At 45.2% G+C, this 26,248-nt stretch carries 33 protein-coding genes, 1 tRNA gene and 1 pseudogene; 19 read left to right on the top strand and 16 right to left on the bottom strand.

Features of this window, described 5'->3' with window-relative positions:
• From RIE73_RS14500 to RIE73_RS14475, 6 genes are all read left to right on the top strand, one after another.
• On the top strand, positions 1–2,173 hold a 2,173-nt coding region (locus RIE73_RS14500), incomplete at its 5' end, for a S8 family serine peptidase (protein ID WP_446401840.1).
• 120 nt (positions 2,174–2,293) lie between these two features.
• On the top strand, positions 2,294–2,416 hold the full coding sequence (locus RIE73_RS14495; RefSeq protein WP_446401839.1) for a hypothetical protein: 123 nt from the start codon (positions 2,294–2,296) through the stop codon (positions 2,414–2,416).
• Between the two features lie 531 nt (positions 2,417–2,947).
• Positions 2,948–3,136: a hypothetical protein gene (locus RIE73_RS14490; protein WP_446401838.1), complete on the top strand. Its 189-nt coding sequence runs from the start codon at positions 2,948–2,950 to the stop codon at positions 3,134–3,136.
• Between the two features lie 37 nt (positions 3,137–3,173).
• Entirely contained in the window at positions 3,174–3,368 is a 195-nt protein-coding gene (locus tag RIE73_RS14485; protein WP_446364089.1) for a hypothetical protein, read from the top strand.
• Between the two features lie 292 nt (positions 3,369–3,660).
• Positions 3,661–3,945, top strand: coding sequence for an AbrB/MazE/SpoVT family DNA-binding domain-containing protein (locus RIE73_RS14480; protein WP_446401837.1), 285 nt, complete (start codon positions 3,661–3,663; stop codon positions 3,943–3,945).
• Complete coding sequence (locus RIE73_RS14475; protein WP_446401836.1) at positions 3,942–4,352, top strand: type II toxin-antitoxin system VapC family toxin; 411 nt, start codon at positions 3,942–3,944, stop codon at positions 4,350–4,352. The genes RIE73_RS14480 and RIE73_RS14475 overlap by 4 nt, the downstream gene beginning before the upstream one ends.
• Before the next feature lie 281 nt (positions 4,353–4,633).
• Here the strand turns inward: RIE73_RS14475 and RIE73_RS14470 are convergent, their stop codons facing one another.
• On the bottom strand, positions 4,634–4,939 hold the full coding sequence (locus tag RIE73_RS14470) for a type II toxin-antitoxin system RelE/ParE family toxin (RefSeq protein ID WP_446401835.1): 306 nt from the start codon (positions 4,937–4,939) through the stop codon (positions 4,634–4,636).
• On the bottom strand, positions 4,939–5,202 hold the full coding sequence (locus RIE73_RS14465; protein WP_446401834.1) for a type II toxin-antitoxin system ParD family antitoxin: 264 nt from the start codon (positions 5,200–5,202) through the stop codon (positions 4,939–4,941). The genes RIE73_RS14470 and RIE73_RS14465 overlap by 1 nt, the downstream gene beginning before the upstream one ends.
• Before the next feature lie 64 nt (positions 5,203–5,266).
• Here RIE73_RS14465 and RIE73_RS14460 point away from each other — a divergent pair, with 64 nt between their 5' ends.
• The 3 genes from RIE73_RS14460 (at position 5,267) to RIE73_RS14450 (ending at position 6,422) form a co-directional block, all read left to right on the top strand.
• Positions 5,267–5,566: a hypothetical protein gene (locus tag RIE73_RS14460; protein WP_446401833.1), complete on the top strand. Its 300-nt coding sequence runs from the start codon at positions 5,267–5,269 to the stop codon at positions 5,564–5,566.
• 65 nt (positions 5,567–5,631) lie between these two features.
• Complete coding sequence (locus tag RIE73_RS14455) at positions 5,632–5,766, top strand: hypothetical protein (protein WP_446401832.1); 135 nt, start codon at positions 5,632–5,634, stop codon at positions 5,764–5,766.
• 293 nt (positions 5,767–6,059) lie between these two features.
• Positions 6,060–6,422 (top strand): transposase, encoded by a 363-nt coding sequence (locus RIE73_RS14450; protein WP_446401831.1) that lies wholly within the window; start codon positions 6,060–6,062, stop codon positions 6,420–6,422.
• A 165-nt stretch (positions 6,423–6,587) separates the two neighbouring features.
• On the opposite strand, the gene RIE73_RS14445 is transcribed toward RIE73_RS14450, so the two are convergent.
• Positions 6,588–6,661: transfer RNA gene (locus RIE73_RS14445), tRNA-Val, on the bottom strand.
• A 189-nt stretch (positions 6,662–6,850) separates the two neighbouring features.
• Between RIE73_RS14445 and RIE73_RS14440 the strand changes: the two genes are divergently transcribed.
• Positions 6,851–7,354 (top strand): DNA recombination-mediator protein A, encoded by a 504-nt coding sequence (locus RIE73_RS14440; RefSeq protein ID WP_446401830.1) that lies wholly within the window; start codon positions 6,851–6,853, stop codon positions 7,352–7,354.
• Positions 7,355–7,398: 44 nt separating this feature from the next.
• Here RIE73_RS14440 and RIE73_RS14435 read toward each other — a convergent pair whose 3' ends face one another.
• From RIE73_RS14435 to RIE73_RS14410, 6 genes are all read right to left on the bottom strand, one after another.
• Complete coding sequence (locus RIE73_RS14435; protein ID WP_446401829.1) at positions 7,399–8,037, bottom strand: lysophospholipid acyltransferase family protein; 639 nt, start codon at positions 8,035–8,037, stop codon at positions 7,399–7,401.
• Positions 8,038–8,107: 70 nt separating this feature from the next.
• Complete coding sequence (locus tag RIE73_RS14430; protein WP_446401828.1) at positions 8,108–9,433, bottom strand: TAXI family TRAP transporter solute-binding subunit; 1,326 nt, start codon at positions 9,431–9,433, stop codon at positions 8,108–8,110.
• Positions 9,434–9,659: 226 nt separating this feature from the next.
• Positions 9,660–10,541 (bottom strand): ACP S-malonyltransferase, encoded by an 882-nt coding sequence (fabD, locus tag RIE73_RS14425; protein ID WP_446401827.1) that lies wholly within the window; start codon positions 10,539–10,541, stop codon positions 9,660–9,662.
• A 373-nt stretch (positions 10,542–10,914) separates the two neighbouring features.
• Positions 10,915–11,610 (bottom strand): DUF3226 domain-containing protein, encoded by a 696-nt coding sequence (locus RIE73_RS14420; RefSeq protein ID WP_446401826.1) that lies wholly within the window; start codon positions 11,608–11,610, stop codon positions 10,915–10,917.
• A complete protein-coding gene (locus tag RIE73_RS14415) occupies positions 11,603–12,673 on the bottom strand; it encodes an AAA family ATPase (RefSeq protein ID WP_446401825.1) in 1,071 nt (356 codons plus the stop codon). The genes RIE73_RS14420 and RIE73_RS14415 overlap by 8 nt, the downstream gene beginning before the upstream one ends.
• A 214-nt stretch (positions 12,674–12,887) precedes the next feature.
• Entirely contained in the window at positions 12,888–17,081 is a 4,194-nt protein-coding gene (locus tag RIE73_RS14410; protein WP_446401824.1) for an EAL domain-containing protein, read from the bottom strand.
• A 604-nt stretch (positions 17,082–17,685) separates the two neighbouring features.
• On the opposite strand from RIE73_RS14410, the gene RIE73_RS14405 reads away from it, so the two are divergent.
• From RIE73_RS14405 to RIE73_RS14395, 3 genes are all read left to right on the top strand, one after another.
• Positions 17,686–18,576: a carbohydrate ABC transporter permease gene (locus tag RIE73_RS14405; RefSeq protein WP_446401823.1), complete on the top strand. Its 891-nt coding sequence runs from the start codon at positions 17,686–17,688 to the stop codon at positions 18,574–18,576.
• A 520-nt stretch (positions 18,577–19,096) separates the two neighbouring features.
• Positions 19,097–19,471 (top strand): DUF433 domain-containing protein, encoded by a 375-nt coding sequence (locus RIE73_RS14400; protein ID WP_446401822.1) that lies wholly within the window; start codon positions 19,097–19,099, stop codon positions 19,469–19,471.
• The gene (locus tag RIE73_RS14395; RefSeq protein WP_446401821.1) at positions 19,468–19,863 is read left to right on the top strand and encodes a DUF5615 family PIN-like protein; all 396 of its coding nucleotides are present in this window, start codon (positions 19,468–19,470) and stop codon (positions 19,861–19,863) included. Before RIE73_RS14400 ends, RIE73_RS14395 begins: the two co-directional genes overlap by 4 nt.
• Before the next feature lie 399 nt (positions 19,864–20,262).
• On the opposite strand, the gene RIE73_RS14390 is transcribed toward RIE73_RS14395, so the two are convergent.
• From RIE73_RS14390 to RIE73_RS14380, 3 genes are all read right to left on the bottom strand, one after another.
• On the bottom strand, positions 20,263–20,643 hold the full coding sequence (locus RIE73_RS14390; protein ID WP_446401820.1) for a DUF5615 family PIN-like protein: 381 nt from the start codon (positions 20,641–20,643) through the stop codon (positions 20,263–20,265).
• Positions 20,618–20,965 (bottom strand): DUF433 domain-containing protein, encoded by a 348-nt coding sequence (locus RIE73_RS14385; RefSeq protein ID WP_446401819.1) that lies wholly within the window; start codon positions 20,963–20,965, stop codon positions 20,618–20,620. The genes RIE73_RS14390 and RIE73_RS14385 overlap by 26 nt, the downstream gene beginning before the upstream one ends.
• A gap of 267 nt (positions 20,966–21,232) precedes the next feature.
• Complete coding sequence (locus RIE73_RS14380) at positions 21,233–21,487, bottom strand: hypothetical protein (protein ID WP_446401818.1); 255 nt, start codon at positions 21,485–21,487, stop codon at positions 21,233–21,235.
• 124 nt (positions 21,488–21,611) lie between these two features.
• On the opposite strand from RIE73_RS14380, the gene RIE73_RS14375 reads away from it, so the two are divergent.
• The gene (locus tag RIE73_RS14375; RefSeq protein WP_446401817.1) at positions 21,612–21,857 is read left to right on the top strand and encodes a helix-turn-helix domain-containing protein; all 246 of its coding nucleotides are present in this window, start codon (positions 21,612–21,614) and stop codon (positions 21,855–21,857) included.
• Positions 21,858–21,942: 85 nt separating this feature from the next.
• On the opposite strand, the gene RIE73_RS14370 is transcribed toward RIE73_RS14375, so the two are convergent.
• Positions 21,943–22,197 (bottom strand): hypothetical protein, encoded by a 255-nt coding sequence (locus RIE73_RS14370; protein WP_446401816.1) that lies wholly within the window; start codon positions 22,195–22,197, stop codon positions 21,943–21,945.
• Positions 22,198–22,321: 124 nt separating this feature from the next.
• Here RIE73_RS14370 and RIE73_RS14365 point away from each other — a divergent pair, with 124 nt between their 5' ends.
• Together RIE73_RS14365 and RIE73_RS14360 are read left to right on the top strand one after the other, a co-directional pair.
• Positions 22,322–22,567, top strand: coding sequence for a helix-turn-helix domain-containing protein (locus RIE73_RS14365; protein ID WP_446401815.1), 246 nt, complete (start codon positions 22,322–22,324; stop codon positions 22,565–22,567).
• A gap of 278 nt (positions 22,568–22,845) precedes the next feature.
• A pseudogene (locus tag RIE73_RS14360) lies at positions 22,846–23,184 on the top strand (element excision factor XisI family protein); the annotation flags it as partial.
• A gap of 278 nt (positions 23,185–23,462) precedes the next feature.
• Here RIE73_RS14360 and RIE73_RS14355 read toward each other — a convergent pair.
• On the bottom strand, positions 23,463–23,717 hold the full coding sequence (locus RIE73_RS14355; RefSeq protein ID WP_446401814.1) for a hypothetical protein: 255 nt from the start codon (positions 23,715–23,717) through the stop codon (positions 23,463–23,465).
• Positions 23,718–23,832: 115 nt separating this feature from the next.
• Here RIE73_RS14355 and RIE73_RS14350 point away from each other — a divergent pair, with 115 nt between their 5' ends.
• From RIE73_RS14350 to RIE73_RS14340, 3 genes are all read left to right on the top strand, one after another.
• Positions 23,833–24,078, top strand: coding sequence for a helix-turn-helix domain-containing protein (locus RIE73_RS14350; RefSeq protein ID WP_446401813.1), 246 nt, complete (start codon positions 23,833–23,835; stop codon positions 24,076–24,078).
• Between the two features lie 108 nt (positions 24,079–24,186).
• Positions 24,187–24,402, top strand: coding sequence for a hypothetical protein (locus tag RIE73_RS14345; protein WP_446335914.1), 216 nt, complete (start codon positions 24,187–24,189; stop codon positions 24,400–24,402).
• Positions 24,393–24,767, top strand: a complete 375-nt coding sequence (locus tag RIE73_RS14340) for a type II toxin-antitoxin system VapC family toxin (RefSeq protein ID WP_446401812.1) — start codon at positions 24,393–24,395, stop codon at positions 24,765–24,767. Before RIE73_RS14345 ends, RIE73_RS14340 begins: the two co-directional genes overlap by 10 nt.
• Positions 24,768–24,808: 41 nt before the next feature.
• Here RIE73_RS14340 and RIE73_RS14335 read toward each other — a convergent pair whose 3' ends face one another.
• Entirely contained in the window at positions 24,809–25,183 is a 375-nt protein-coding gene (locus RIE73_RS14335; RefSeq protein WP_446401811.1) for a DUF433 domain-containing protein, read from the bottom strand.
• Positions 25,184–25,576: 393 nt separating this feature from the next.
• The gene (locus RIE73_RS14330; protein WP_446401842.1) at positions 25,577–25,924 is read right to left on the bottom strand and encodes a DUF433 domain-containing protein; all 348 of its coding nucleotides are present in this window, start codon (positions 25,922–25,924) and stop codon (positions 25,577–25,579) included.
• Positions 25,925–26,248: the final 324 nt, after the last annotated feature.

Raw genomic sequence — 26,248 nt, 5'->3', positions numbered from 1 at the left:
TAACACCAGTGAAATTATCACTGACCCGACAACTGATTCTGAACCTATTGAGTATGAGTTTCCCCAGGAAAATCAGCCGTTAGTGGGCATTATTGATACAGGTTTCAGTGACAATAATCCTGATATTGACTATAGCCGAATCAGTTTAGGGCAAGACCGAATTGATGGCGATGATAATCCCCTGCTAACCACAGATGAGGGGAATGAACATGGCACTCATGTCTTAGGTACTATTGGGGCGACTCAAGATAATGATATTGGCGTTGAAGGGATTAATGATGATGCACCGATTTGGGTTGGGCGTGCTGTTGGTTCTGGCAAGTGGGCAGAATCATTAGTGGAATTTGTCGATGCGGCGCAAGACTCTGGACAACCCAATGCGGTGGTTAATTTGAGTATGGATTTAACCCAAATTGATGCGGATGGAAATGTTACCACTCGTTATGAATTTACACCTGAAGAACGATCCGCGATCGAGTATGCGCGTCAAAATAATGTCATGCTAGTGGTGGCGGCGGGAAATGATGGCGGCGTGATGTCCGCGTTGGGACAAGCCTCTCAAGAGTTTGACAATATTATTACGGTTGGTGCAGCCGAACAGTTTGACCCGAATACATCAGTTTGGAAAGGATTTGAGCGGAGTGATTATTCAAGCTACGGTAATGGTTTAGACATTATGGCTAACGGGGGGACAATTGACAATCCCACCTTATCATTGACGGATGAAGGTGTAGGAACAATGGCGGGAACCTCGGTAGCAACTGCCAATGTGACGGGGGCTGTTTCCCAAGTGTGGGCGGCGAATCCTGAACTGAGTTATCGTCAAGTGATTGATATTCTCAAGGATACAGCAACAGATTTAGGCACACCCAACTGGAACTCAGAAACGGGTACAGGGTTGTTGAATATAGCGGCGGCTGTCAATCTGGCGAAGGCTACGCAGCCAGAAACGCATTATGCTCCCTCCAGTGTCATTCCTGAAAGTTGGAGTGGAGAAGGACAATTTACACCAGGGGAACGGGCAGCATCGACTCCCTTTATGGGTAAATACTATGACTGGGTTCCTTATACCATTCAATTCGGTGATACACTCTCGGAAATTGCGCTCTGGACAATGGGGAATGGTTCTGCCACTTATTACAATTTCATTGCACAACACAATGGGATTGCTAACCCCAATCTGATTTATACAGGTGATACCATTCAGATTCCCCAGGAAGTTTCTGCACCTGCTCCACCACCTAGCGAGAACCCTGGAGATAATAATACTCCCACTTCCTTTACAGGTCGAATCATTGCCACCATTGGCGCAAATGTTCGCTCTGGACCGAGTACGGGGAATTCTCTTGTGGGAACCCGAAACTATGGTGAAATAGTTACCTTTGATCAAGTCGCGACGGGTGAGTTTATTTCATTTCCTAGCTTAGGAACTGCAACAGACAAATGGTACAAAATACAGGGAAGCAATGAGTGGATTTCAGCCGCGATTGTTAATGGTAGCCCCGACAATTCGATCAATGAACCTCCCGCCCGTCCGGGTGAACAGCAACAGTATATTATTAAGTCTGGAGATACCCTCTGGGGGATTGCCCAGCGATACTTAAACGATGGTAGTCGTTGGCGGGAAATTACCAAAGCTGATGGTAGTACATTTACTGAGGCGGAAGCGACGCGACTGCAAGTTGGGATGTCAGTTTATTTACCTGTCGGTTATACAACGGGTCCAGGAACACCTGTTACATCTCCTCCTAACCCCGAACCCCAACCTACATCCTGGCAACATCCTCTGCCAGGTTATCCAGTAACAAGTGAATTTGGTTGGCGAACCTATTACCACAATGGTCAACAGATAACGAATTACCATAAAGGCATTGATTTGGGTACTTATGGAACCACTCCACCTGTTAAAGCAGCTAAAGGCGGTACAGTTGCCATAGCAAGTTATGGTGAGAATGATGGTTATGGTAACTACATCAAAATTGATCACGGTAATGGTCTAGAGACGCGCTATGCACACTTATCCAGTATCAATGTTAGTCCTGGACAGACAGTAAATGCAGGAACTCACATTGGTAATGTAGGTAATACAGGTAACTCCACTGGGCATCACCTCCATTTTGAAATCCGTGTCAATAACTCAGCACAAAACCCCAGGAAGTATATTGATTTTTAGTGGTAGGGTGCGTTAGTCGGGAATAAATTTGGGACTTAATCAGTCAACTAAAAAGCCCGACGTAACGCACCAAATTTACTGAGTCGGGGCGGGTTTCGTTAAGTTATCAGTTTTTGCTTTATGTTATCTGTAAAACCCGCCCCTACAAATACCTGGACTCCCACGCGATCGCCCTCTCTCTCCCGGTTAACGCCAATCCCTGATCAAAAGCGCGATCGCCTAAAAAACACACCCCCATTTTGAGACAGGGCGGGTTTTGTTGAAACGTTATCACAAACATCAAAATTAAGCACCATTACCCGCCCCTACAAATACCTGGACTCCCACGCGATCGCACTTTCCCTCCCGGTTAACGCCAATCCCTGATCAAAAGCGCGATCGCCTAAAACACACCTCCATTTTGAGTCAGGGCGGGTTTTGTTAAAAAGTTATCACAAACATCAAAATTAAACGGCTAAACCCGCCCCTACAAATACCTGGACTCCCACGCGATCGCATCCCCTCTATTCCCCGCGTGCGATCGCGCCTTCCCCTTTCCCCAGATACACCATGTTGCAAGGAATGGAAGCTGTTCGATCAACCATGTGCGATCGCATGATAGAGATTCAGTAAAAGTGCAATCACCTGGAAAATGGATTGAGAGTGCTACCTGGCTGTAAAATGAGGATATGTCAGATATATTAATTGTGATTCGCAATGAGGCAGCAGTCGCCATGACCTCAATTGACGGTGTAGCAGTTATCGCACTTGTCAAAAAAGACGGACTAATTTACGATGAACAGTCTGTCAATCTTCGGTTTGAGTCTTGCTCATTTCTATAACTTGCCATTAGGCAACTATATCGCTGTTGCCAAACATCCAGCACTCAACCCCCCTGAAGCCGAACAGGAAGTAGAACTCTTAGCTAGAGAACTTTTAGAAGTACGATATATCTATTCAGAAGCCGAGCGTCAACTTCATTAAATCCAAGTCACATCACATAACATGGATAGTTAAACCGATGAAATACGCGATCGATTCAGAATCTATCGAAGCCTATAGAACGAGAGTTTTTACCCTCTCTCAAGAACTGCGTCGGGAGAATGACCCATCAATTCGAGCCATGACTGCACTGTATCTAGCAGAAGCTGCGACTACTCTAGCAAGAATGGAAGTCCTAGAAGCCAAAAAATTAGCTGCGAACAAAGCAAGTTGAGAAGGTGCGATTACGTTTAGGGATGAGTGAGGATTGCGATCGCCCTCTCCCTCCCGGTTAGCGCCAATCCCTGATCAAAAGAGCGATCGCCTAAAACACACCTCCACTTTGAGCTAGGGCGGGCGCGAGTTGAAACGTTATCAATAACATCAAAATTAAACGGCTCGCGCCCGCCCCTACCAATACCTGGACTTCCACGCGATCGCACCTCCTCTATCCCCACCGTGCGATCGCGTCTTCCTACAAAGCTTTGGTATTGTAAGAAACATCAAGGATATAACAGAATCTATCGATGAACTCCATATCACCCTCTCAACCCAAAGAGCAGTATAGTCTCCAACTAGGAGCCGAAGGTTGCTTAGTTCTTCCAGTTTCCCTACAGAAGCAGCTCAACTTGAAAGAAGGCGATCGTTTTATTCTGATAGTAGAAGCTGACAAAACCCTACGCCTAGTCAGCTTGCGCGAACAAGTCCAAAAACTTCAAGGATTATTCAAAGATATTGCTCCCGATGTTAGTTTAGCCGATGAACTCATTCAAGAGCGTCGCCAACAAGCGCGTCGGGAGAGTGACTCGTGAGTCCAAGCCCTTGTGCTGTTCTGGATGCCTCTGCTCTTCTTGCCTATCTCCAAGGAGAACCAGGGAGCGATCGCCTTGCTGAAATCTTAGTACAAGGAGCCGTCATTAGCGCCATTAACTGGGCAGAAACTCTCTCTAAACTGGCGGAAAGAGGTCAAGATCCTGATACAATAGTCACTCAATTGATCGATTTAGGTGTGTTGAACAATGCTCTATCAATCTATTCAGTAGACGAAGAATTAGCTCGTGATATAGCTAAACTACGCCCCTTAACCCGATCTTTAGGTCTTTCTCTGGGAGATAGGGCTTGCCTTGCCCTAGCATTGAAGTTGAATTTGCCAGCACTCACCACTGATCGGATCTGGGAAAATCTCAATTTGAGCGTTCAGGTGCAAGTGATTCGATAATCTATTAATCGAGAAAGTTTATCATGGATTAGAAGCGGCGGCAACACAAGGTATAATTCCCCAAGAAGAAGCCCAAAAGCGTCTAAGTCAATGGCTTATGGGGATGGGAGAGAATAGCGATCGCGAAGCGAGTAGAGCTTATAGCAGATCGCATCCATCAAAATTAAACGGCTAAACCGCCCCTACAAATACCTGGGCTTCCACGCGATCGCACTTTCTCTATCCCCAGCGTGCGATCGCGTCTTTTCCCTAGATAGCCCATAAAACAATTTGCAATCGCTTTAATTCTCCTCATCCTCAGAAAAAACTTCGTCTAAGTCTCTGTAACCACTCAACACCCGTTCCACTTGGATGCCATTTTCAATTGGGCGGTAAAAAATGACATATTTATCCACAGGTAAACTGCGTAAACTAGGAGCGATTTCCTGACGAGAACGTCCCATTTCCGGAAAATCAGCTAATAAACGGCATTTTTCCTCAAAAGCATCAATAAAACGACTAGCTGCACTTAAACTAAACTGTGCCATATAGTTTTTTATTTGCCTTAAATCTTGACGAGCTGGCGCACTAAATCTATAGTTGCTCATTATGCACCCTGTTCTGACTGCCGAATTTCTTGTCTCAGTTCTCTAATCACTTCTTCTCCATCAAATATATCTCCTTGCTCCGAATGTTCAATGCCAATAGCAATTTCCTTTCTGAGTTCCTCTAATCGCAGTAAACGTTCCATCTCGCGTTCCTCTAGCAATCGTAAAGCCACCTGAATAACTTCACTAGGAGATGAATACCTACCCCTTTTGACGGTTGAGTCAATAAATTGCTCGAGTTCAGGTGTCAAAGATATGTTCATCGATTAAACTGCCCGAAAAATGAGAATATCAATACTATCTTGACATGGAATCAAAGCCTTGGGGATGTTTGGATTTACACAGAGAGAGCGATCGCCTAAAACACACCTCCATTTTGAGTCAGGGCGGGCGCGAGTTGAAAAGTTATCACAAACATCAAAATTAAGCACCATTACCCGCCCCTACAAATACCTGGACTCCCACGCGATCGCACTTTCTCTATCCCCAGCGTGCGATCGCGCTTTCCCTTTCCCCAGATACACCATCTCACCAGGAATAGAACCGATTCCCCACCCAAGTGCGATGGAAGCCTATCCAGGAAAGCATATAACCGCTCAAAAAACACTTTCTGACACCGCCAATTGAATAAAGGGCGACCCAATCCTCTGTAGGGGCGGGTTTTACTACTATCTTTTCGGTTGCACCTCGATGTGACTAAACCCGCCCTGTTTCTGGTGTTGTTAATTAATGCGGTGCGGGTCGCCCCTACACCCGAATCAAAGGTGATAGTCTCCCAGGTGCGATCGCCCAACCCCCCGATTAACACCCAACATCATTTTCCCTAGATACACCATCTCACCAGGAATCGAAGCTGTTCGATCAACCATGTGCGATCGCCATGCTGACAAAGTAATTGCCATCAGTGATTATACCCGCGATCGCCGCCAAAACCGTAGGGGCGCAAAGACTTGCGCCCGATTCAATGGTCAAATCTATTCCACAATTTTAGCTGTGTCAAGCCAGTAGGGGCGCTTTCGCTTTGCGCCCTTGTCCATATTAAGGACACGCCCTCCTCCCTTTCAATACCTGTTGATTCAGACAGATTCCCAACGACAAAATCGATCTGAACCGAAATCCAATGACCATTCATGGCATTATGGTACTCCCCGATAGGATGAGGGCGCATAGACATGCGCCCTTACCAACGCCTCAAAACCACTCTTCTAAACAATCAGTCATTCCTCCGCGTAAACCCCGTTCACTTTCCTCATTTGTTGCTGGATTTAAATCCGCCGTCACCATCAGGATTAACACTATCCGCCAAACCTCAAATCCACCGATATGGCAGCGCAATTACTATGAATCAATTTTGCGTGAACAAGATTCCCTAAACACAGTTCGACAATACATCATTAATAATCCCCAACAGTGGAGGAATGATCCAGAAAATCCCAAACTTGACTCAAACAATCAACAACTTTTGATAGATTTGCCATTCTGAATCGGATTCACCGACAGGCGCACCCTTTCCCTCAAAACCCAGATACACCATGTCACCAGGAATCGAAGCTGTTCGATCAAAAGGTGCGATCGCGTTTGGGGATGGGTGAGGCTTGCGATCGCGTCTGTCCTTTTCCCCAGATACACGATACTACTCACAATTAAATGGACACAACTGGACTCGAACCAGTGACCCCCACGATGTCAACGTGGTGCTCTAACCAACTGAGCTATGCGTCCGAACCAAACAGTATCTTACTGTAGCACGACTATGAGACAAGTGGCAAGCCAATCGGATCAAGCCAAAATAATTTTTCTCCCTCCACCCCCCTGCATCCCTACATTCTCGCCACCTTTTTATGAGCCAATAGTCCCAACGGTCGCTGGTTTTGCTAAAATACCTAGGTTGTTCAGCTTAAACCAGCATCTTTGAATCAATCAGTAGAAATCTCCGGTGTAGATACCCTAGCGCAAGAACTTGCGACAATCCAGCAAACGGGTTCTAAGCGGATTGCTCTGTTAGGATCGCGTCATGTACCCATTACCCATCAACATCTGATCGAGATGATGAGTTATGCCTTGGTTCTAGGTGGCAATCGTTTGATGACCTCTGGTGCCACAGGTACGAACTCAGCCGCGATTCGCGGTGCGATGCGTGCTGATCCTAATTTGCTGACGGTCATTTTACCCCAAAGTTTAGAACGTCAGCCACGGGAGTCGCAAGTTCAACTCCAACAAGTCATGCACTTGGTAGAAAACCCAGAAAATGATCATCTGTCTCTGGCAGAAGCGAGTGCGTTGTGTAACTCCGAAATCATTTCCCGATGTCAACAGCTTATCTGCTTCGCCTTTCATGACAGCAGAACCTTGCTGAAAACCTGTGAGGAGGCAGAGGAACAACGCAAGGTGGTGACAATTTTCTATTTTGATTAACCGAAAAGCACGTCCTGTACCCGATGCGATTTATCGCATCTAATTCATCGCCCTAAATCATGTAAAGCATGAATAGCAGCTTGACACCTCTGAGTCACGGCGGCTAAATCAGGTCGTTTCGTCGAAGCTGGGGGGGCAATGGGTTGACCAATTCGCACGGTTACGGGTACAGGACGCGGTATCGGTGATCCTTTGGGAAAAACGCGATGAGTCCCCCATATACTCACAGGTAATAGAGGGGCGTTTCCCTTCGCTGCAATTAAGGCAGCACCCAGCTTGGGTTCTGGAATACGACCATCTGGGGTGCGCGTTCCCTGTAAAAAGACACCCACAGCCCACCCCTGGGATAAACACTCAATCGCCGAACGAATCGCACTCCGGTCTGCTGCACCCCGCTTCACTGGGTAAGCGCCGTATAACTGAATAGCTTGCTTGAGTCCCGGAACCCGAAATAATTCCTCTTTTGCCATAAATGCGACTGGACGCCGCACACAATTGGACACAATCGGCGGATCAAAGTCACTGGCGTGGTTACTGACGACAACCAGTGGACCATCCATCGGCACATGTTCAGCACCATGGATGTGACCTCGTAGGTAAACATTCAGCACTGGGCTGACTACCGACCATTTAAAGGCGTGGTAGAGGATTAGGCTAGCAAAGGGTTCGCGGTTTCTAGTCACAGAATATCTGAAGTGGGTGGGAAAAATTCAAGTCGGGCGGTGGATATCGTCATTGGTCATTCGTTATAGTTTACTGTGCCTGTGTTGACTTGGGAATTGGGGTAGGTGTAGCCATGAGGGTACTTCGGCGATCGCGTAACGCGGCGATCGCGGCTTCCCAGGTGAAGGTGAACGACTGAAACGACTCCGGTGTGATCTGATCATAGTCGAGGGCGTTGACGACACTCTCAAACTTACTGAACAACTGGTGTCGAATGGTTTCAAGACTGCCTAAATCTTGACAGCATTCGATTTGTTTCATTAACGCCAGAATCTCTTGATTATAGTTGTCACCCTGGTTTTTCTGTTTCTTATCCAGTTGGGATTTCAATTGCCAAACCCAAGACCCAATCAGCAGCGCGATCGATAGTAACAAACCCAGCCACTCAGCATTCTCTTGCAGAAAGGATGGCTTCTCTCGATCATAATAAGCTTGGGCACCAGGGTGGATGGGTAAAATCGTCCCCACCAACACGCTAGGGGGACTGATGTAGGATGCTTCTGGCATCACAGCCGCTAAATCCTGACGGCGTTCGTACAAAATGCTGGTAATCTCTTGGATAAGATTGTCATCAACCTTCTGGTGCGCTAACAGTATCCTGGGTACAGCTACGGTGGGTAGGTCAGTCGCCGGAATAGCAGGAGATCCCTGGTAAGCGCCTTTAGGAATAAACCCAGCATCCAACGTCGGTTGCTTAATTTTCATCGCTTCGGCTTGGTCAATCGGGACTAATCGCCCGCCCCGGTTTTGTACTAAATCCAGGATGGATTGATTTCCTGGCGGGCGAACCCGAAACACCGCATCGACTTGGTTATTGCGAAACGCCTCATCGGTTTCTTTTTCAGACACAGCAAAGGCAAAAAAGTCCGTTTCTTCCAAGCGATAATGTTTGGCAACAAATAAAAAGGACAGGTATTGACCACCCCCTTCTGGTGGCAGTCCAATCCGTTTTCCTTTGAGATCTGAGACTTGCTGGATACCCGAGTTGGCTTGAACCACCAACTGAAACATGTCTGGGAATAATTTAGACACAATTCGCGCCGAGGGCAAAGCCGGGATATCAGCCTGGGCTGTCGCCAGTTGAACTTTTTGGTCTTCTAGCAGTTGTATATTTTCCTCGGAACCCTTGGTTTCCAGAACTTCGATCTGAATTTTCGGGTTATATTTGGCAACCACTTGTGCCATTGCCTGACTGAAAATATAACTTTCCCCTTGTTTCGACCCAGCGGCTATGGTGAGATGATGCACTCGGTTACGTTTAATCACCACGTATCCGGTTAAACTCACAATTAAGCCTAGGCTGAAGAGAATTAGGAAAATTTTCCGACTTAACCGAATTGGATACCGATGGGACATAGTTAGCAGAGTCCTTGAGGTTGATCGATATTCTGCTGACACAGTTCCCTGTTCCTGCTTGCAAATGTATAGCAGCTACCTTGGCAAGTTAGGACATTCTTTACGGTTCCCTGTTCCCGCTTGGGATGACCTAATGTCCTAACATATCCCCGTAGTGCGATATAACAGGGAAATTGAAAATATATAACCTACAGTAGATTCCTGAGGTTAACGATAGGTTAATAGGTTAACCGGGCAAATCCGATAAACTACCGATATTTTCCAAGGCGGCATCCCGACACATCCGTTTAATTAAGCCTGTGAGAACTTTCCCCGGACCAATTTCTACCACCTTCTCCATCCCTTCCTCTGACAGGTGTAAGGCAATTTCTCGCCAGCGCACACTTCCAGTCATTTGACGTTGGAGACGTTCCTTGAGGACAGCGGCTTCTGTGGCGGGTGTGGGTTCTGCATTAGATAACACGGGAATCTTCGCGTCACTAAAGGGAACAGACTCTAACACTCCTTGAAACTCCGTCGCGGCTGATGCCATGAACGGTGAGTGAAACGCCCCAGATACATTTAACCGCACCACTCGCTTGGCTTTAACCTGACTCAATAATGCTTCTACCGCATCCGGGGTTCCAGAAATCACGACTTGTGTTGGACTATTATCGTTGGCTAACACTACATCCTCATGCTCCTGGATGTATTCGTCAAGCTGGTCTTGGTTAAATCCAATTAAAGCCGCCATCATGCCACCTGAGGCACTATCCATCAGTTCAGCACGACGTTTGACCAGATTTAATCCCGCCTCAAAGTTGAAGACACCCGCCACATAGAGTGCGACATATTCACCCAAACTATGACCTGCGACAAAGTTGGGTTGATGTCCTTGTTCCTGAATGATGTCAGCGAGGATGCTTTCGATGACATAGAGACAGGGTTGAGTGTAGAGAGTGCGAGACAGTTTCTCGTCGGAACTTTGGCACAGTTCTAGCACATCCCAGCCTAAGATTTCCTGGGCTTGGGCAAATTTAGCTTGAGCCAGGGGTAAATCAGCTAAGTCGGTTCCCATACCGACAGCTTGAGAACCCTGTCCTGGAAATACCCATGCAGTTTTAGTCATTTGTTAGTCCTTGATGTTGGTCAGGGTATCCATTATGTCAGGAGAAATGCACGGAATGAATATCTTATTGACGCATAACTCAAAGTTGTCCTACTGTCAATGCTCAATCGGAAATCAGTGCAGATAAGTAGGTGGGAACAATTAAAGTTAACGGTGGGGATCGTCATTCGTCATTTGTCATTCGTCATTTGTAAGGGTTTGAGGCTTATTAACATAACACTCCATATAGCATTTGTAAATGAGTTGTAAACCTAGAATGTCTTTTCTTCTTGTACTTAAAAACTCTGTATCTCGTTCCCCTGTTGCCTGTTGCCTGTTGCCTGTTGCCTTTTTCGGGATGAGTACGTTTACATCTCAAATAAAAACACTATATCTACTCGTCCGTAAAAATCCTTAAAAATTTATTTAGTTCTTCTAGTGCAGGGTGTTCTAAATTCCAAATATCCACTTTTTCTTTCATGATATAGTCAAAATTCTTCATACTACATTTTCTTTCCGCTTGTTTTTTCTCTCTATTTGAACAAGTATCGAATCTAATGTAGAGACTAACCCAAAACTTATCAAAGTCTTTATCCGTGATTGATTTACCTTCCTGACTCAAACAATCTCGCCAACTGACTAAGCAATCAGCAAACGTAGAGTCCTGAGATTTAATAGTTTTTAGTACAGTTTCTAATTCACCTTTACCATCTACATTGGTAAAGTAGCAGGATAACTTAATTACCTCTCCAGTAGCCGTACTAATTTCTATAAATTTTCCTAGTTGTGATAAATTGGCACTATTCGGGAAAACTTGATTAATACATTCGCTCACCCATTGAATTCGCTCATCCACAGAAAAATTATCGATATCTATGACAATACCCACCTTTTGTATATCTCTTTTCTGACTATCGGCTGCTAAAGCTTTGAGAGCATTGATCAGTTTCGATTGACTCAATCCTGCCAAACATTCATAGTCATTGATGCAAATAGGAGGCTCTATGCAGATATTATAATTCAAGTTATCTATTAAGGCTTCCATGAATAACTTATCATTTTTGCTCTCAACGATAAGCAAGTTACTCACCCCTCACTCCTTTGCCATGTTGTATAGCATATTTTAGTGTTTCTAGATCACGATTAATTCCTATAATTGAATTACTGTTAGGCTTTCTGGCAATTTCAAAATAGGCACCAATATCTTGATATTTACTTATTCCTGTCTCGGTAAAAGCTTTAAGCATCTCTAAACTATGGGTTGTGGCAAAAATTTGTATGTCTAAATCTGAAGCGAGTTGAAATAAGTGTTCCCAAAATTTTTCCTGTTTAGTATAGTGAATCCCATTTTCTATTTCATCAATTAACAAAAACTTATAGTCGTTGTTGATCAGCTTGAGCATGATCGCTGCTACGCGATTAATCGCATCTCCAAACAAGGAGAGTGGCAACCGTCCTTTCTGCTCTTTCCTGACTAAGTAGAGTGTCGGTTCTCCAATAGAAAAACTCTCTACTTTTTCAATCGAAGGATCTAATATTTTAAAGGCTTTGAGGACTTCCTCATCTTTATCATTTAAACGAGCTTTGTCATACTCTTCAGTTAAACCTTTATTTGACATTCTTCCAAAAGATGGAATGATAGGCAAATTATTATAATCGGGTATATCATGGAACAAGATTCCATCTAAAGTTGCTATAACAGTATACTTGGATGTCTCTTGATTATCTTGGATGACTCGAACTTGCAAAACTGACGACGGGGGTTCATTTTTAGATATCAGAGTCAACAACTTTCTAGCTTCTTCCTCATCTTCCAAAATTTCTATAGAATTACAAACCAGTATTTCAACAATAGTGCTGATATTCTGGATACTTGTCCCAGTTATTTTTATCGTTGTTCGCTTATCTTGATTCAAGAAAAAACTATTCCAGGCTCGCTCTGGCATAGCTTTCTCGACGTCTGATGTTTCTTTCCTTATCCGCTTCAGTTCTATAATAGTTCTCGATTTAGGACAATTATTTAACAACACGGCTTCCAGCAAAGCCGTTTTACCAGCATTGTTTTGCCCCCCAATTAAATTAACTCTCTTAAATCCAGAAATTTTTGTTGCTTCAAAGCATCTAAAATTAGTAATTTCAATGTTTTTCAACATCAGTCAGTAATCCACCTTTGGACGTTTGGATGGTTTGGAGGAGTTCATTGGAGATGATCAGCCTCATGGTTATCTTAACTGATGTGTGCTTCTAGATTTAGGATAAGCGATCGCACTGGTGGTGGATACCCATGAAACCTGTGTCCTTTGGCGATCGCGCTATTGGTGGATGGGTAGATCACCATCTGAGGGCGCCCACCGAATCCGTTTCAGTTCATTGAGGTTCAACGCGGAGTTTTCCTGCTGTTACCGCATCTAAGGGCGCTTGAAATAAATACCCTTGAGCATAATCACAATCCAGCAGCCGCAGTTGAGTTAATTGCTCTTTTGTTTCTACGCCTTCAGCAATAACTTGCATTCCCAGACTATCTGCCAACATGATAATCGTGCGGACAATTTGCAAGGGTAATCCTTTGGTGCGATTGATCATACCTGCTTCAGAATGCCCTTGATCATCAACGCCAATAGAACTAATTAAAGACTGATCAATCTTAATCGTATCAATGGGAAATCGGTGCAAATAACTTAACGACGAATAACCTGTACCAAAATCATCAATACATAACCCAATTTGGCGATCGCGCAATTCTTTGAGCCGTTCTTCGGCGGTCTCTGGGTCTGACAGTAAACAGCTTTCAGTAATTTCCAACTTTAAATGACTCGGATGCAGATGGGTCTCGTGCAGAATGGTATCCAGGTTTTTGAGGAGTTCCGGTTGTAAAAACTGTTTGCTGGAAAGGTTAACATAAATCGTCAACTGATGATTAACGTCTTCCGTTTTACCACTGTCCTGAAACGTCTCCAGCCAGAGTTCCAACTGACGACAGGCTTGGCGCAACATCCACCAGCCCATGGGAATAATTAATCCCGTTTCCTCTGCCATGGGAATAAACTCACCGGGATACACTAATCCTCTGGTAGGATGATGCCAACGCAATAGTGCCTCAAACCCAGCAATCTGATGGGTTGAGAGGGAGACAATTGGCTGATAGTAAATCTCAAATTCCTGGTTTTCCACCGCCCGCCGCAACTCGGTTTCCAATTGCAAGACACTAAGGGCATTTTGGTGCATAGTGAGGTCAAATACTTCATAGCGCGATCGCCCTAAGGCTTTTGCCCGGTAGAGGGCGGTGTCCGCATCCCGCAACAAGTCTTCGGGGCAATCATAGTTGGTGATATCGTCTCCCTGTTGGATCTCCCGACTTAAAACGATCCCCACACTCGCCCCGGTAAAGACTTCATGTCCATCTAAATTAAATGGGGCAGCTAATTCTTGCTGGATTCGTTCCGCTATGCGAGTAGCATGGTGAATGTCTTCAATATCCTCCAGCAGGATAGTAAACTCATCCCCACCCAATCGTGCCACGGTATCCTCTGTCCGCAAACAGGATTCTAAGCGGCGGGCAATACCAATCAACAGTTGATCCCCAAGAAGGTGCCCTAGGCTATCATTGACGACTTTGAAGCGATCTAAATCTAAAAACAGTAAGGCAAAGCGGTAGGTGGGATGGCGTTTGGCTCGCTCTACAGTATGGCTTAAGCGATCCATAAATAACGCCCGGTTAGGCAATCCAGTCAACGTATCGTAAAACGCCCGGGTTTGCAGTTGGTCTTTTGCCAATTTATGTTCAGTGATATCTTCAACCGTGCCTTCGTAATACAGCAATTCCCCTGTCGTCATATCGCGAACCGCACGGGCATTTTCGGCAATCCAGATCACGCTGCCATCTTTGCGATAGACTTGGGACTCAAAATCGGCAACCGCATCATTTTCTTGCAACAGCCGCACAAATTCGGTGCGGCGCTGGGGATCAACATAAAGCTGATGTTCAATATCCGTCAGTCGCGCCATCAATTCATCGGGCGAGGAATAGCCGTATAAACGGGCAAGGGCTGGATTGGCGCTAATGTAATGCCCGTCAGCCGTGGATTGGAAAATTCCTTCCAAGGCATTCTCAAAAATACTGCGATATTTCGCCTCTGCTTGTTTTAATGCCTGTTCTGCCTGTTTCCGTTCCGTAATATCCCGCGCTACCCAAACCACAGAATGTTCCGAGGTAGGGGAAATCGTCGCCGCCAACCAAACCTCGCGATCGCCTACGGGTAAACTATACTCAATATTCAGACGTGAAGACGTGGCGATCGCCTCTTGGATATACGTCAAGAACTGATCGGCTTGAGTAGGGGCAAAGAGTTGATGCAGGGTTTTGCCCACAAATTTATGATTTTCAGGCAATAGCACCGGATCAGGATTCGTTGGGGCAATTTTCCGGAAACATCCCCTTTCATCCAAAACAAAGATAGAATCCGTCATCGCCGCAAATAATGCCCGCAACTCCGCCTCCGAGGATCGCAGCGCCACTTCCGCCTGTTTGCGCTCAATCGCTACCCCTAATTGAGCCGCTACCGTAGAAATCAAGTTGACCAAGCGTTGATCCGTTTGCCGTGATTCAAACCGGAAAAACGTTAATACTGCCAAAACCTGATCATGAGCGATAATTGGCACGGCAAAGCCCGCTTTCAACCCACAAGCCTTTGCCAGAGAGGAACGCACGAAGGAGGAATGAGGCGCACGGGACACATCAGGAATCCATTCAGGGCGACGAGATGCCCACACTCGTCCCGGTAGTCCACAGCCTAAGGCAAAGGTAAAGGCGGGACTGTAATGGCAAAAGTCTTGCAGGGTTGACGCCTCAGACGCCAAGACAGGGGGATAGGGAGACACCGCACCTCTATCGGTGCGAGTGGACGTTCCACTTTGATCCTGACCTGCTGTCCTCTGTCCGCTACCCTCTGCCAGCAAAAGCTGTTTCTCCCCTCTGCGCCAAATGGTGGAACATTCTAAAACCTTCCCCTCAGCCCGTTGGAGATTCTGTTCATCAGGGTAGTGATCATTCCCCGCTGCCCGCTGCCCTCTGCTTTCTGCCTGTTTGATCACCCAAGCTTCGCCCAAATCCCAATGAGTCGCTTCCCCTACTTTACTCAAGGTAACATGCAAGGCTGACTGAAAATCTGGGGCTTCGCCAATCGCCTGAGTCATGGTTTGCAAGAGTTCTAGGGCATCTGTTGCCCACTTGCGTTCGGTGATATCGGTAATCAAGCCCTCTAAAGCTTGCAACTCTCCGTAGCGAGAAAAAATGCCACATCCTTGTTCCCAAACCCACTTCTGAATCCCGGTGGCGGTAGTAATCCGATATTCGAGTTGATAGGGTCGTTTTTCGCTAACGGCGGCTTGCACCTCCTGTTTCACCCGTTCTCGGTCCTCTGGATGAATTACCTCACTAAACACTAATGCCCGATTGTCCATTAAATCATGGGGATTGTAGTGGAGCAGATTAAAACAGCCCTCACTGACAAATTCCATTGTCCATTGGCTATCCGCCCGACACCGATACGCCATCCCTGGCAAATTACTCATCAATGTGGCTAGGGTGCGCTGACTTTCTTGCAACGCCCCTTCAGCTTGCTTGTAATTGCTGATATCAAAGGCACTTAACAGGATGGCTGGGTTTCCTTGAAACTGAATAATCCGGGTACTCGTATCCAGCCAGCGCCTATCTCCGCTTTTGGTAAGGATTTGCACTTCATAGCGACGTTTTGCGCCTCTGTGCGCCGTTTCACTCCGGGATGGTTTGGGCATGAAGGCGTGGCTACTCGGATGCAGCAAGTTCCATAAATCCATGGTTAACAATTCCGATTGGCTGTATCCTGTAATTTCACAGACGGTGGAATTGACATAAATTAACTGATTGCCTTGATAGATTAAGACAGCAGCGGGAATGGTTTCGGCTAAGGTACAAAATTTGACCTCCTGTTCACACACGGCATTCGCAATTAACTGGCGGCGTGTTGGTTGGGATGATGAAGCTGTGTCCTGATGGGATGGGAGTAAAGGTGTCTGGGATTCGTGGTGATGCTGGGAGTCCGTAATCGGCTGGAAAATGGCAAGAAAGGCGGATTCTCCTTTAAAGATTAACCGTTGCAGAGAAACCAGACTCCAAATTGGCTTACCCTGGCAACTGGGCATTTTGACCGCGTAATCTCGCAAATAGCCTTGGCTAACTAAAACCTGTAATACGAGTTGTCGTTGGGCGGGATCGTGATAGAACGATAGGGTTTGGCGATCGCGAACCTGTCTATTGACGCGAGAACGCTGCTGTTGCCTAGGAGCAAAGGTTGAGTTGTAATGCTGGTTAGCATACAGAATAACACCATCCTTTAATCGAGCAATAACCAAGGGTAGGGGAATGGATTGCACTAGCGTTTGCCCCAATAGGGTGTCACTGTCTCCTAGCTGGGCGGATTGGGGATGGGTGGGAATACTGAGAAGTTCGAGTACGGTGGTCTCTAGTTCAGTTTGTCTATCTTTTTCCCATAAATGGCTGTAGCTTACTTCTATAGGTTTCACGGCTACATAAAACTCCAACGTATTGTGCGGGGAAAGTCCCTCAGACTAAATTCGGGTTAATTCCCCATTGGTAGGGACAAGGCAGATGGCAGAAGGGATAGAAGGAGAAAGTACCTCCGTTTGAGGTAACGTCCTCGGATTGGGTATCACCGAGACGCGATGGGACAAGCGTCTGGAGTTCAACCCTAACTCCCGGAATCGTCCTGGCTTCCCAGGGTGAATATCGGGTACCCTTATCCGTAAGTTCCCACCCACTCCAGTTCGACCGACAGGAATTCTTTTCCGGTCATCTCGAGACGAATGCCAGCGTTTAGTTCGGTGAGTTTAAGCCTAAGGTGGGAAGAAAACGACAGGTACAAGATTTTAAACGCAACTCCTAATCAGGTGTCGTCGAACCTGACTTACCTCGCCCAAGCCAATAATCGGGTTGATGATAGATAGCACCGTAGTACCTCACCCCCCCAACCTTGCCAACTTAGATAAGGGCATATTGGGTTATGGTGAGGTAAATAATAAGATTACACTAAGGTTAAGAATAAGAAACTGTTAGCTAGGCTACAGTACGATGTTAAATTTTTATTTTCCCTAACAATTTGGATCTCAGATGTCAAAGGATTCGTTGGTCATCCCGCCTAAGTTAACCCCGTACCTCTTTTTACTCCCAGCCCTAGTTATTTTGGGAATAACAGTATTTTTACCCGCTTGTCAAGCTTTTTACCTCAGTTTTACACAATACGATTACGATTTGACCCAAACGCCTGAGTGGGTGGGTTGGACGAATCTACAACGCTTGGTGAACGACCGAGTATTTTGGCAAACCGTGGGGAATACCCTGTTATATCTGGTGGGCGTCGTGCCAATTTTAGTGGTGCTACCCTTGGGACTAGCAATTTTGGTGAATCAGAACCTGCGTGGGATTAGCTGGTTTCGGGCGGCGTATTACACGCCTGTGGTGATTTCCATGGTTGTGGCGGGAATTGCGTGGCGATGGCTGTATGCAGAAAATGGTTTATTGAATCAATTTCTCAGTTGGATAGGATTTAAGCAGGGAATTCCCTGGCTGACGAGTCCTGATTTAGCCATTTTTAGCGTGATGGCGGTAACCGTGTGGAAGGGGTTAGGCTACTACATGGTGATTTATCTGGCAGGATTGCAATCGATCCCCGACCAACTCTATGAAGCGGCGGCGTTGGATGGTGCGGATGGCTATGGGAAACATTGGGATATTACGGTTCCCTTAATGCGCCCCTATTTGGCGTTAGTGGCGGTCATTTCGGCGATTTCGGCAACGAAGGTGTTTGAAGAAGTTTATATCATGACCCAAGGAGGACCCCGGAATAGTTCCAAAACGGTGGTTTATTATTTGTATGAGCAAGCGTTTGCGGATTTGGAAATTGGTTATGCTTGCACGATTGGATTAGTGTTATTTTTGGTTATTCTGGGATTATCTCTGCTTAATCTTAAGGTATCACAGGGACGCGATCGCATTAATTGACTACAAATTAGCTAGCCGATCCCTTCGGTTTCCCGGTATAGAAATCATCAATCCTAACTTATAGCAGTAGACACATCGATTAGGACTTTCGGCATCATTGTAGAGACGTTGCATGCAACGTCTGGAACATAAATGATGTGTCCTAACCGCTACGGCGGTTGCTATACATCCCAGTTATAAACGTCCTTATACAGGCTACGGAGTTGCAAGCGTGCGATCGCCTTCCTGATCCCTGAGTTTGTTAAACGTTGTCTGTAATTGGCATAACAGACGATAGTCGAGGTGATTCTCGTCTGATTTTAACCCTGAACCTATATCAGGGCACGATAGTCGAAGTGCCCCTACCCCATCTCAGGGATAATTGATTGGGTAGGGGTACGGCATTGCCGTACCCTATGATAGTTAGCGATAACCTCTCAACAAAACCCGTCTTTGATCAAAAAAGCGGCTGTTTAGTAGAGAATCGTTGTGTTTTTTGAGGAACAGTAATATAGAGTTAGTCGCAAAAGAAGGTACACTTATGACTCTGCGATCGGATAGACAAGCTGGGATCATCCGCACGGAACGTGGACTCACGTTAGCGGGAACACGCATCACTCTCTATGATGTCATGGATCATCTTAGAGTAGGACGCCCGCCAAACTTAATCTTAAACTGGCTACCTCTGAAAGAAGAACAACTTGACGTAGCTTTATCTTACATTGAGACTCATCGGGCTGAGGTAGAAGCTGAATATCAGGACGTTTTGAGAACAGCACAGGAAATTCAACACTATTGGGAAGAACGTAATCGTGACCACTTGGCTCGTATCGCAGCCACACCCCCTAAACCTAACCAAAAAGCTCTCTGGGAAAAGCTGCAAGCGCAGAAAGCAAGAAATGCAGCAGAATCATGAATTTTCTGATTGACCATCATCTGGAAAGATATGGTGTTATTCTCTTAGGAAAAATTGCTAATGAAGGTTGGTTGGATCTGATTCCGATCCGCTTTATCACTTTCAAAGAGATTGAATTGCCAACCGATAGCAATGATCGCACTGTATGGCGAATCGCTCAAGAAAATCAGATGATTTTGTTGACGGCTAATCGAAATATGCAAGGAGAAGATTCACTAGAACAAGTGCTTCGTGAAGACAATACACCTGATTCATTGCCAGTTGTGACGATGGCAAATCTTGACCGTTTCAGTCGTGAACCGAACTATCGCAGCCGATGTGCTGACCGTATTATTGAGATTTTACTGGATATTGAAAACTACATGGGAATAGGGCGTATTTTTATCCCTTAAATAACCGGATACCAAGTTGCAGTCTAAGGTAGAATTTGTCATGGTTCGTGGAGTCCGGAGCGAAGCGGAGGAACGAAACGAAGCATCTGTAATAATTGATTCAGTAGGGGTACAGCATTGCCGTACCCTATGATAGTTAGCGATAACCTCTCAATAAAACTAGCCCTTGATCAAAAACTGAAATTGCCCAGCGATCGCGTCTTCCGCCTACCTTTCCCAAAGCCTTTGATCCCTTTACGGGAACCAATCACCATCACTTTAATAAATTCTTTCTGAGAAACCGGATCAGTACAGCACTTTCTAACATGGTGTAGTACAGTAACTCTAGGACAGTTCTGTTCTGGTTTTGTTTGGGTGTATCACATCGAATCTGAAAACACTGTAAACCCGTCCTCACCCTTACTCTGAACCAAGTATATAGGTATTGGGCAAGTGAACAATTTGATCTTGATAGTCATTTTTAAAGGCAGCTTCAGCAATGAAACTTAACTCATCCAAATTTTGTCCCATACTCAATTTGGGATTGAGAATAAAAATCCCAGGAATGTGATGGTTTTGGGCAATATGATCGTTGAGATGAACTGGCATAAATGTCCGGTTATTTGTGACTAGGACGAAATCATACTCTTCACACCAAAGCAATATTTCTGGGTCTAACGTTCCTCTTGGGGGAGTATTCGGTTCCCCAACTGCCCACACGATTAAATTTGGATTTAGCCCTAGTAATCTAGTTTTATAGCTAGGGTCTACATTTTCATCTAGGAGATACTTGAGCATCATGAATTTTCTTTCTTTGTTCTGCTCTAAGTTTCCGCATCCGAATAGCCGCAGGCGATGGGTTAAGTTGTTGTGCTTTAACTTGCTGGTGATTCCACTCTAACCAGTCAGCTAAATACTTGCTAACGGATTCTTTATTATGGAGGTAATAGAGAATTGTTGCGTAGACTTGCTCTAAGGTGAGGGATGGATAAGTCTGGGCAATTTCTTCTGGAGTACGGGCGCGATGGATGAAATCATAAAGGATGGTTTCGATGCCTACTCTAGTGCCTTTGAGACGAATGTCATTAGGGGCAAGGAAATTAAAATAATCTTCGAGTTGCATAAGTAGCTGGATAACAATACAGAAGAAGCAATTGTAGCCTAATTTATCCTAGCAAGCGAATCTCACGTTCTGTTCCTGATGGTATCGCTCTTTACTTTACCTGGGAAATAAAGGGCGAATACATTTTCGATTTCACCGTTAGCGTCAACGGGGATTCGTTGCCATTGAACTAGGGTGGTTGTCATCGCCTAAGCGATCGCCTCTTCCGCCTACCCTCCCCAAAGTCTGTGAAGCCAAGCGATCGCGCCAGCGAATCACACCCAGGATTCAATCCACCATGATCTGTCGCCTCAACAGACTCATCACTTCTCCGGAAGCACCATAAGGAATCGGTGGACTCCATTCCCTCACCTCCGCAAACCGTAAGCGATGCAGCGTTTTGATAATGCGGTTGATCCCTTTACGGGAACCAATCACCATCACCTTAATAAATTCTTTCTGAGAAACCGGATCAGTAGAAGTCTGAACAGAAACCTCAGCAGAAGGCAATTGATTGTCATTCGGCACAAAGTACGCTTGCATTTGAGTTCACCTGATTTTGAGTTGCGACCGAACGACTATATTTATGTAGTCATTCTCATCCTACACGATGGCTATATAAATGTAGTCATTTACTTGCTCGTGAGGCTCTGACACGATTAAGAGTATGGGAAGAGTCGGCAAAGCCCTTAAGCAGGTACTAGAGAATTACGACATCAGTCAGAACAAACTGGCGGTAGCGCTGGGAGTAAGACGTTCTGTGGTTTACCGTTGGTATCACGAACTTACAGATCCCACAGCCGAAACGGTTGCGGACATTGCACAGGCACTTCATCGCATTAATCCGAGTGCAGCAGCAGAATTTATCCGGTTGTATTTGGGTGAGTTTCTTGAGACTGAAGAGGATAGTTGAAGGGAAGCAAGCGATCGCGCCTTCCGTCTACCCTCCCCACAGCCTGTGAAGCCAAGCGATCGCGCCAGCGAATCACACCCGCGATTCAATCCACCATAATCTGTCGTCTCAACAGACTCATCATTTCTCCCGAAGCACCATAAGGAATCGGTGGACTCCATTCCCTTACCTCGGCAAACCGTAAGCGATGCAGCGTTTTGATAATGCTGTTGATCCCTTTACGGGAACCGATCACCATCACCTTGATAAATTCTTTCTGAGAAACCGGATCAGTGGAAGCCTGGATAGAAACCTCAGCAGAGGGCGATTGATTGTCATTCGGCACAAAGTACGCTTGCATTTGAGTTCACCTGATTTATACCCAACGATGTTGTTGGTTCCAACAACATCTAGATCAATTCTGCCAGATGTTGTGAGTTCCAACAACATTTACTTGCGGATCATCCTCTGACACGATTAGAGGTATGGGAAAAGCGGGAAAATCTCTCAGACAAGCATTGGAGACATACGGCATCAGTCAAAACAAGCTAGCCGTAACTTTGAAGGTTGATCGTTCAGTTGTATTTCACTGGTTTCACGAAAATCGAGATCCCTCAGCCGAAACCGTGGTGCAGATTGCTGAGGCACTTCATAGCCTCAATCCTGATGCAGCAGCAGAATTTATCCGACTGTACGTGGGTGATTTCCTCAAGAGTGATCAGGAAGATTGAAGGGAAGTTATGTCCCGATTGTTCCAGACGTTGCATGCAACGTCTCTACAATGTTTTGGCTTTGGAGCTACGATAGAAACTGAGTGGCATTGACGCAGAATTTAATTTTATTGTAGACAACCAGATTAAGTAACCTGAACCTATCCCATCTCAAGGATAATTGATTGGGTAGGGGTACGGCATTGCCGTACCCCTATGATGGCTCGTGAGGCTCTGACACGATTAAGAGTATGGGAAGAATTAATTATTTACGATCCTGTTGAAGAGGTAATAAGCGAATGGAAAAATTAGAAAAATATCGCTCGTTAGTTCGCCAGCTATTAAAAAAATATACTACTGAAGATGCAAAACACTCAGATTCAGAAATAGAGTGTCAACTCATTTTTGACACAGAACATGACCACTATCAGCTTCTAGATATCGGTTCGGATGGACTAAAAAGAGTCTACAACTGTTTTATCCATATAGATATTAAAGATGGCAAAATTTGGATTCAGCGAAATATGACCGAAGCTGATTTGGCACAAGATTTAGTAGAAATGGGAATACCCAAAGAGGATATTATTCTCGGTTTACATCCCAGTTATAAACGTCCTTACACAGGCTATGGTGTCGCAAGCGTGCGATCGCCTCCTTCCCCCTCAGTTCGTCAAACGCTGTCTGTGATTGGCAGAACAGACGATAGCCGAGGTGATTATCGTCTGATTTTAACCTTGAACCTATATCAGGGCACTTCGGGTATCGTGCCCCTACCCCATCTCAGGGATAATTGATGGGTAGGGGTACGGCATTGCCGTACCCTATGATAGCTACCGATAACCTCTCAATTTAATCAATAATAAACCTTCTGCCCTCTGCCTTCTGCTATATCGCGCCAGGGAATCACACCCAGGATTCAATCCACCATAATCTGTCGTCTCAACAGACTCATCAGTTCTCCGGAAGCACCATAAGGACTCGGTGGACTCCCTTCCCTCACCTCGGCAAACCGTAAGCGATGCAGCGTTTTGATAATGCTGTTGATCCCTTTACGGGAACCAATCACCATCACCTTGATAAATTCTTTCTGAGAAACCGGATCAGTAGAAGCCTGGATAGAAACCTCAGCAGAGGGCGATTGATTCTCATTCGGCACAAAGTACGCTTGCATTTGAGTTCACCTGGTTTAATTTAGTGTGGTCTACTAAGACTACATTAAGTCTAAGGAAATGTGGTCGCATAAGACAACATTTACTTGCTCACCATCCTCTGACACGATTAGAGGCATGGGAAAAGCGGGACAAGCTCTCAGGCAAACATTAGACACCTACGGCATCAGTCAAAACAAGCTAGCCGTAACCTTGGGAGTTGATCGTTCGATGATTTTCAAGTGGTATCACGAGAAAAGAGATCCCACTGCTGAAACCGTGGTGCAGATTGCGGAGGCACTTCATAGCCTCAATCCTGATGCAGCAGCAGAATTTATCCGATTGTACGTGGGTGATTTCCTCAAGAGTGATCAGGAAGATTGAAGGGAAGTTATGTCCCGATTGTTCCAGACGTTGCATGCAACGTCTCTACAATGTTTTGGCTTTGGAGCTACGATAGAAACGTTAGAGATTGTTATGAAGCAGACTGTTATGCTCAGTTTTAAGAAAAAAATTGTGACTGATGAAGCGATGCGTCCTGTTGCGGTGTTGATTGATTATCAGGACTGGCAGAAAATTGAGCAATTATTAGAGGCTTATCAATTACAACAAAAACAAGAATTTAATTTAAACCAGTATGCAGGTGTGATTCAATTAACTCAAGACCCTTTGGAGTATCAGCAGCAAATGAGGGATGAGTGGCATTGACGCAGAATTTAATTTTACTGGATACGAATGTAGTTCTGTACTTCTTAGGGGGGCGTTTAACTAACCCGTTACCGTCAGGACAATATTTTGTGTCAGTGATTACTGAAATTGAATTGTTATCCTATCCTAGTCTCAGTTCAGATGAAGAAGTACAGATTCGGGATTTCTTAGCTAAGATTATAGTGGTGGAACTGGAGAGTAGTATTAAGGATTTAGCAATTACATTTCGGAAACAATATAGACTGAGGCTTCCTGATGCAATAATTGCTGCAACTGCACAAGTTTTAAAGGCAACATTGTTTACCAATGATGTAAGATTGGTTAATTTGGTAGAAATTAAAACTCAGTCAGTGCAGATTGTGTAATTGAGAGCGTTCCAATAGTTACAACAGGTCAACTAAAATGATCATGGAGTTAACCCAAGCTTTGCTTTCCAGGCTTGGAGTTTTCTATAAATCTCTTCTTGTTCGGGTTTTGGGGGTAAAGTGGCAATTCGTGCCAACCGCTGACGATTCTTTTCTGCCCAATAGTCCTGAATTTCCTGGGCTGTTTGTAAAACCGTTTGATACTCAGCTTCTACTTTACTACGATGGGTTTCAATGCAGGATAATGCAGCATCAGCTTGTTCTTGGGTTAAGGGTAGCCAGTCTTGAATTAGCTGAGGAGACCATCCTGACGTGAGATAATCCATGACATCATAAAGAGTAATCCGGGTTCCTGCGATCGTCAATCCCCGTTCTGTACGGATGATAGCTGATTGTTTGTTGGGTGATTGAGTCATACCTATACCTTCTTTCTAAATTCATGTAGAGACGCGCCATGGCACGTCTATCAATTATCGGGGCGGGTTTAGCTGTTTAATTTTGGGATTGACGGATAACCTCTCAACAAAACTCGTCATTTATCCCATGGCACATTTATAAATTGTAGGGGCGGGTTTAGCCGTTTAATTTTGGTATTTACCGATAAGATTTCAACAAAACCCGCCCTTGATCAAACAAGGGATGATTTCCTCTCGAATAGTTACGTTGTTTGAGGAATTATAGCATTGATTTCGATAACTGGATTGGTGTTCTATCGCGATTTCCCATTTGATGCAGTACCTTGGTAAGGGCGCAGGTCCTTGCGCCCCTACATTCGGGTATTTTGTCTTTATCGGAACTCACGGTGAATTTCATCTAGGAGATACTTGAGCATGATTAATTTTCTTTTTTTGTTCTGCTCTAAGTTTCCGCATCCGAATAGCCGTAGGCGATGGGTTAAGTTGTTGTGCTTTAACTTGCTGGTGATTCCACTCTAACCAGTCGGCTAGATATTTGCTGACAGCTTCTTTATTATGGAGATAATAGAGAATTGTTGCGTAGACTTGCTCCAAGGTGAGGGATGGATAGGTGTGGGCAATTTCTTCTGGAGTACGGGCGCGATGGATGAAATCATAAAGGATGGTTTCAATGCCTACTCTAGTCCCTTTGAGACGAATGTCATTAGGGGCGAGAAAATTAAAATAATCTTCGAGTTGCATAGCTGAATGAAGATACAGAAAGAGCATAAAGCTTAATCTATCCTAGCAAGCGAATCGCACGTTCTGTTCCTGATGCGATCGCTCTTTACTTTACCTGGGAAACCTAAGACTTGCGATTGTTTGGATTATCCGTTTGGAGTCTTGAATATTGACGTCCCGCCAACCTCGAACTATTCAACCTGGATACTGTTACCATATCAAGCCAAATACCTTGGGGTGGGCAAAAGTAGCGAACAATAGCCCAAGCATTTGAGGTTTATAAATTTTGCCCAACCTACCTAACTATCGGTATCATGCCAACATAAAAGAAACAAGAATTTACCT

Source organism: Coleofasciculus sp. C1-SOL-03 (assembly GCF_040220555.1).
GTDB lineage: Bacteria > Cyanobacteriota > Cyanobacteriia > Cyanobacteriales > Coleofasciculaceae > Coleofasciculus.
Note: the sequence above shows the minus strand (reverse complement) of the source record. Positions and strands in the feature narration are given on the sequence as shown.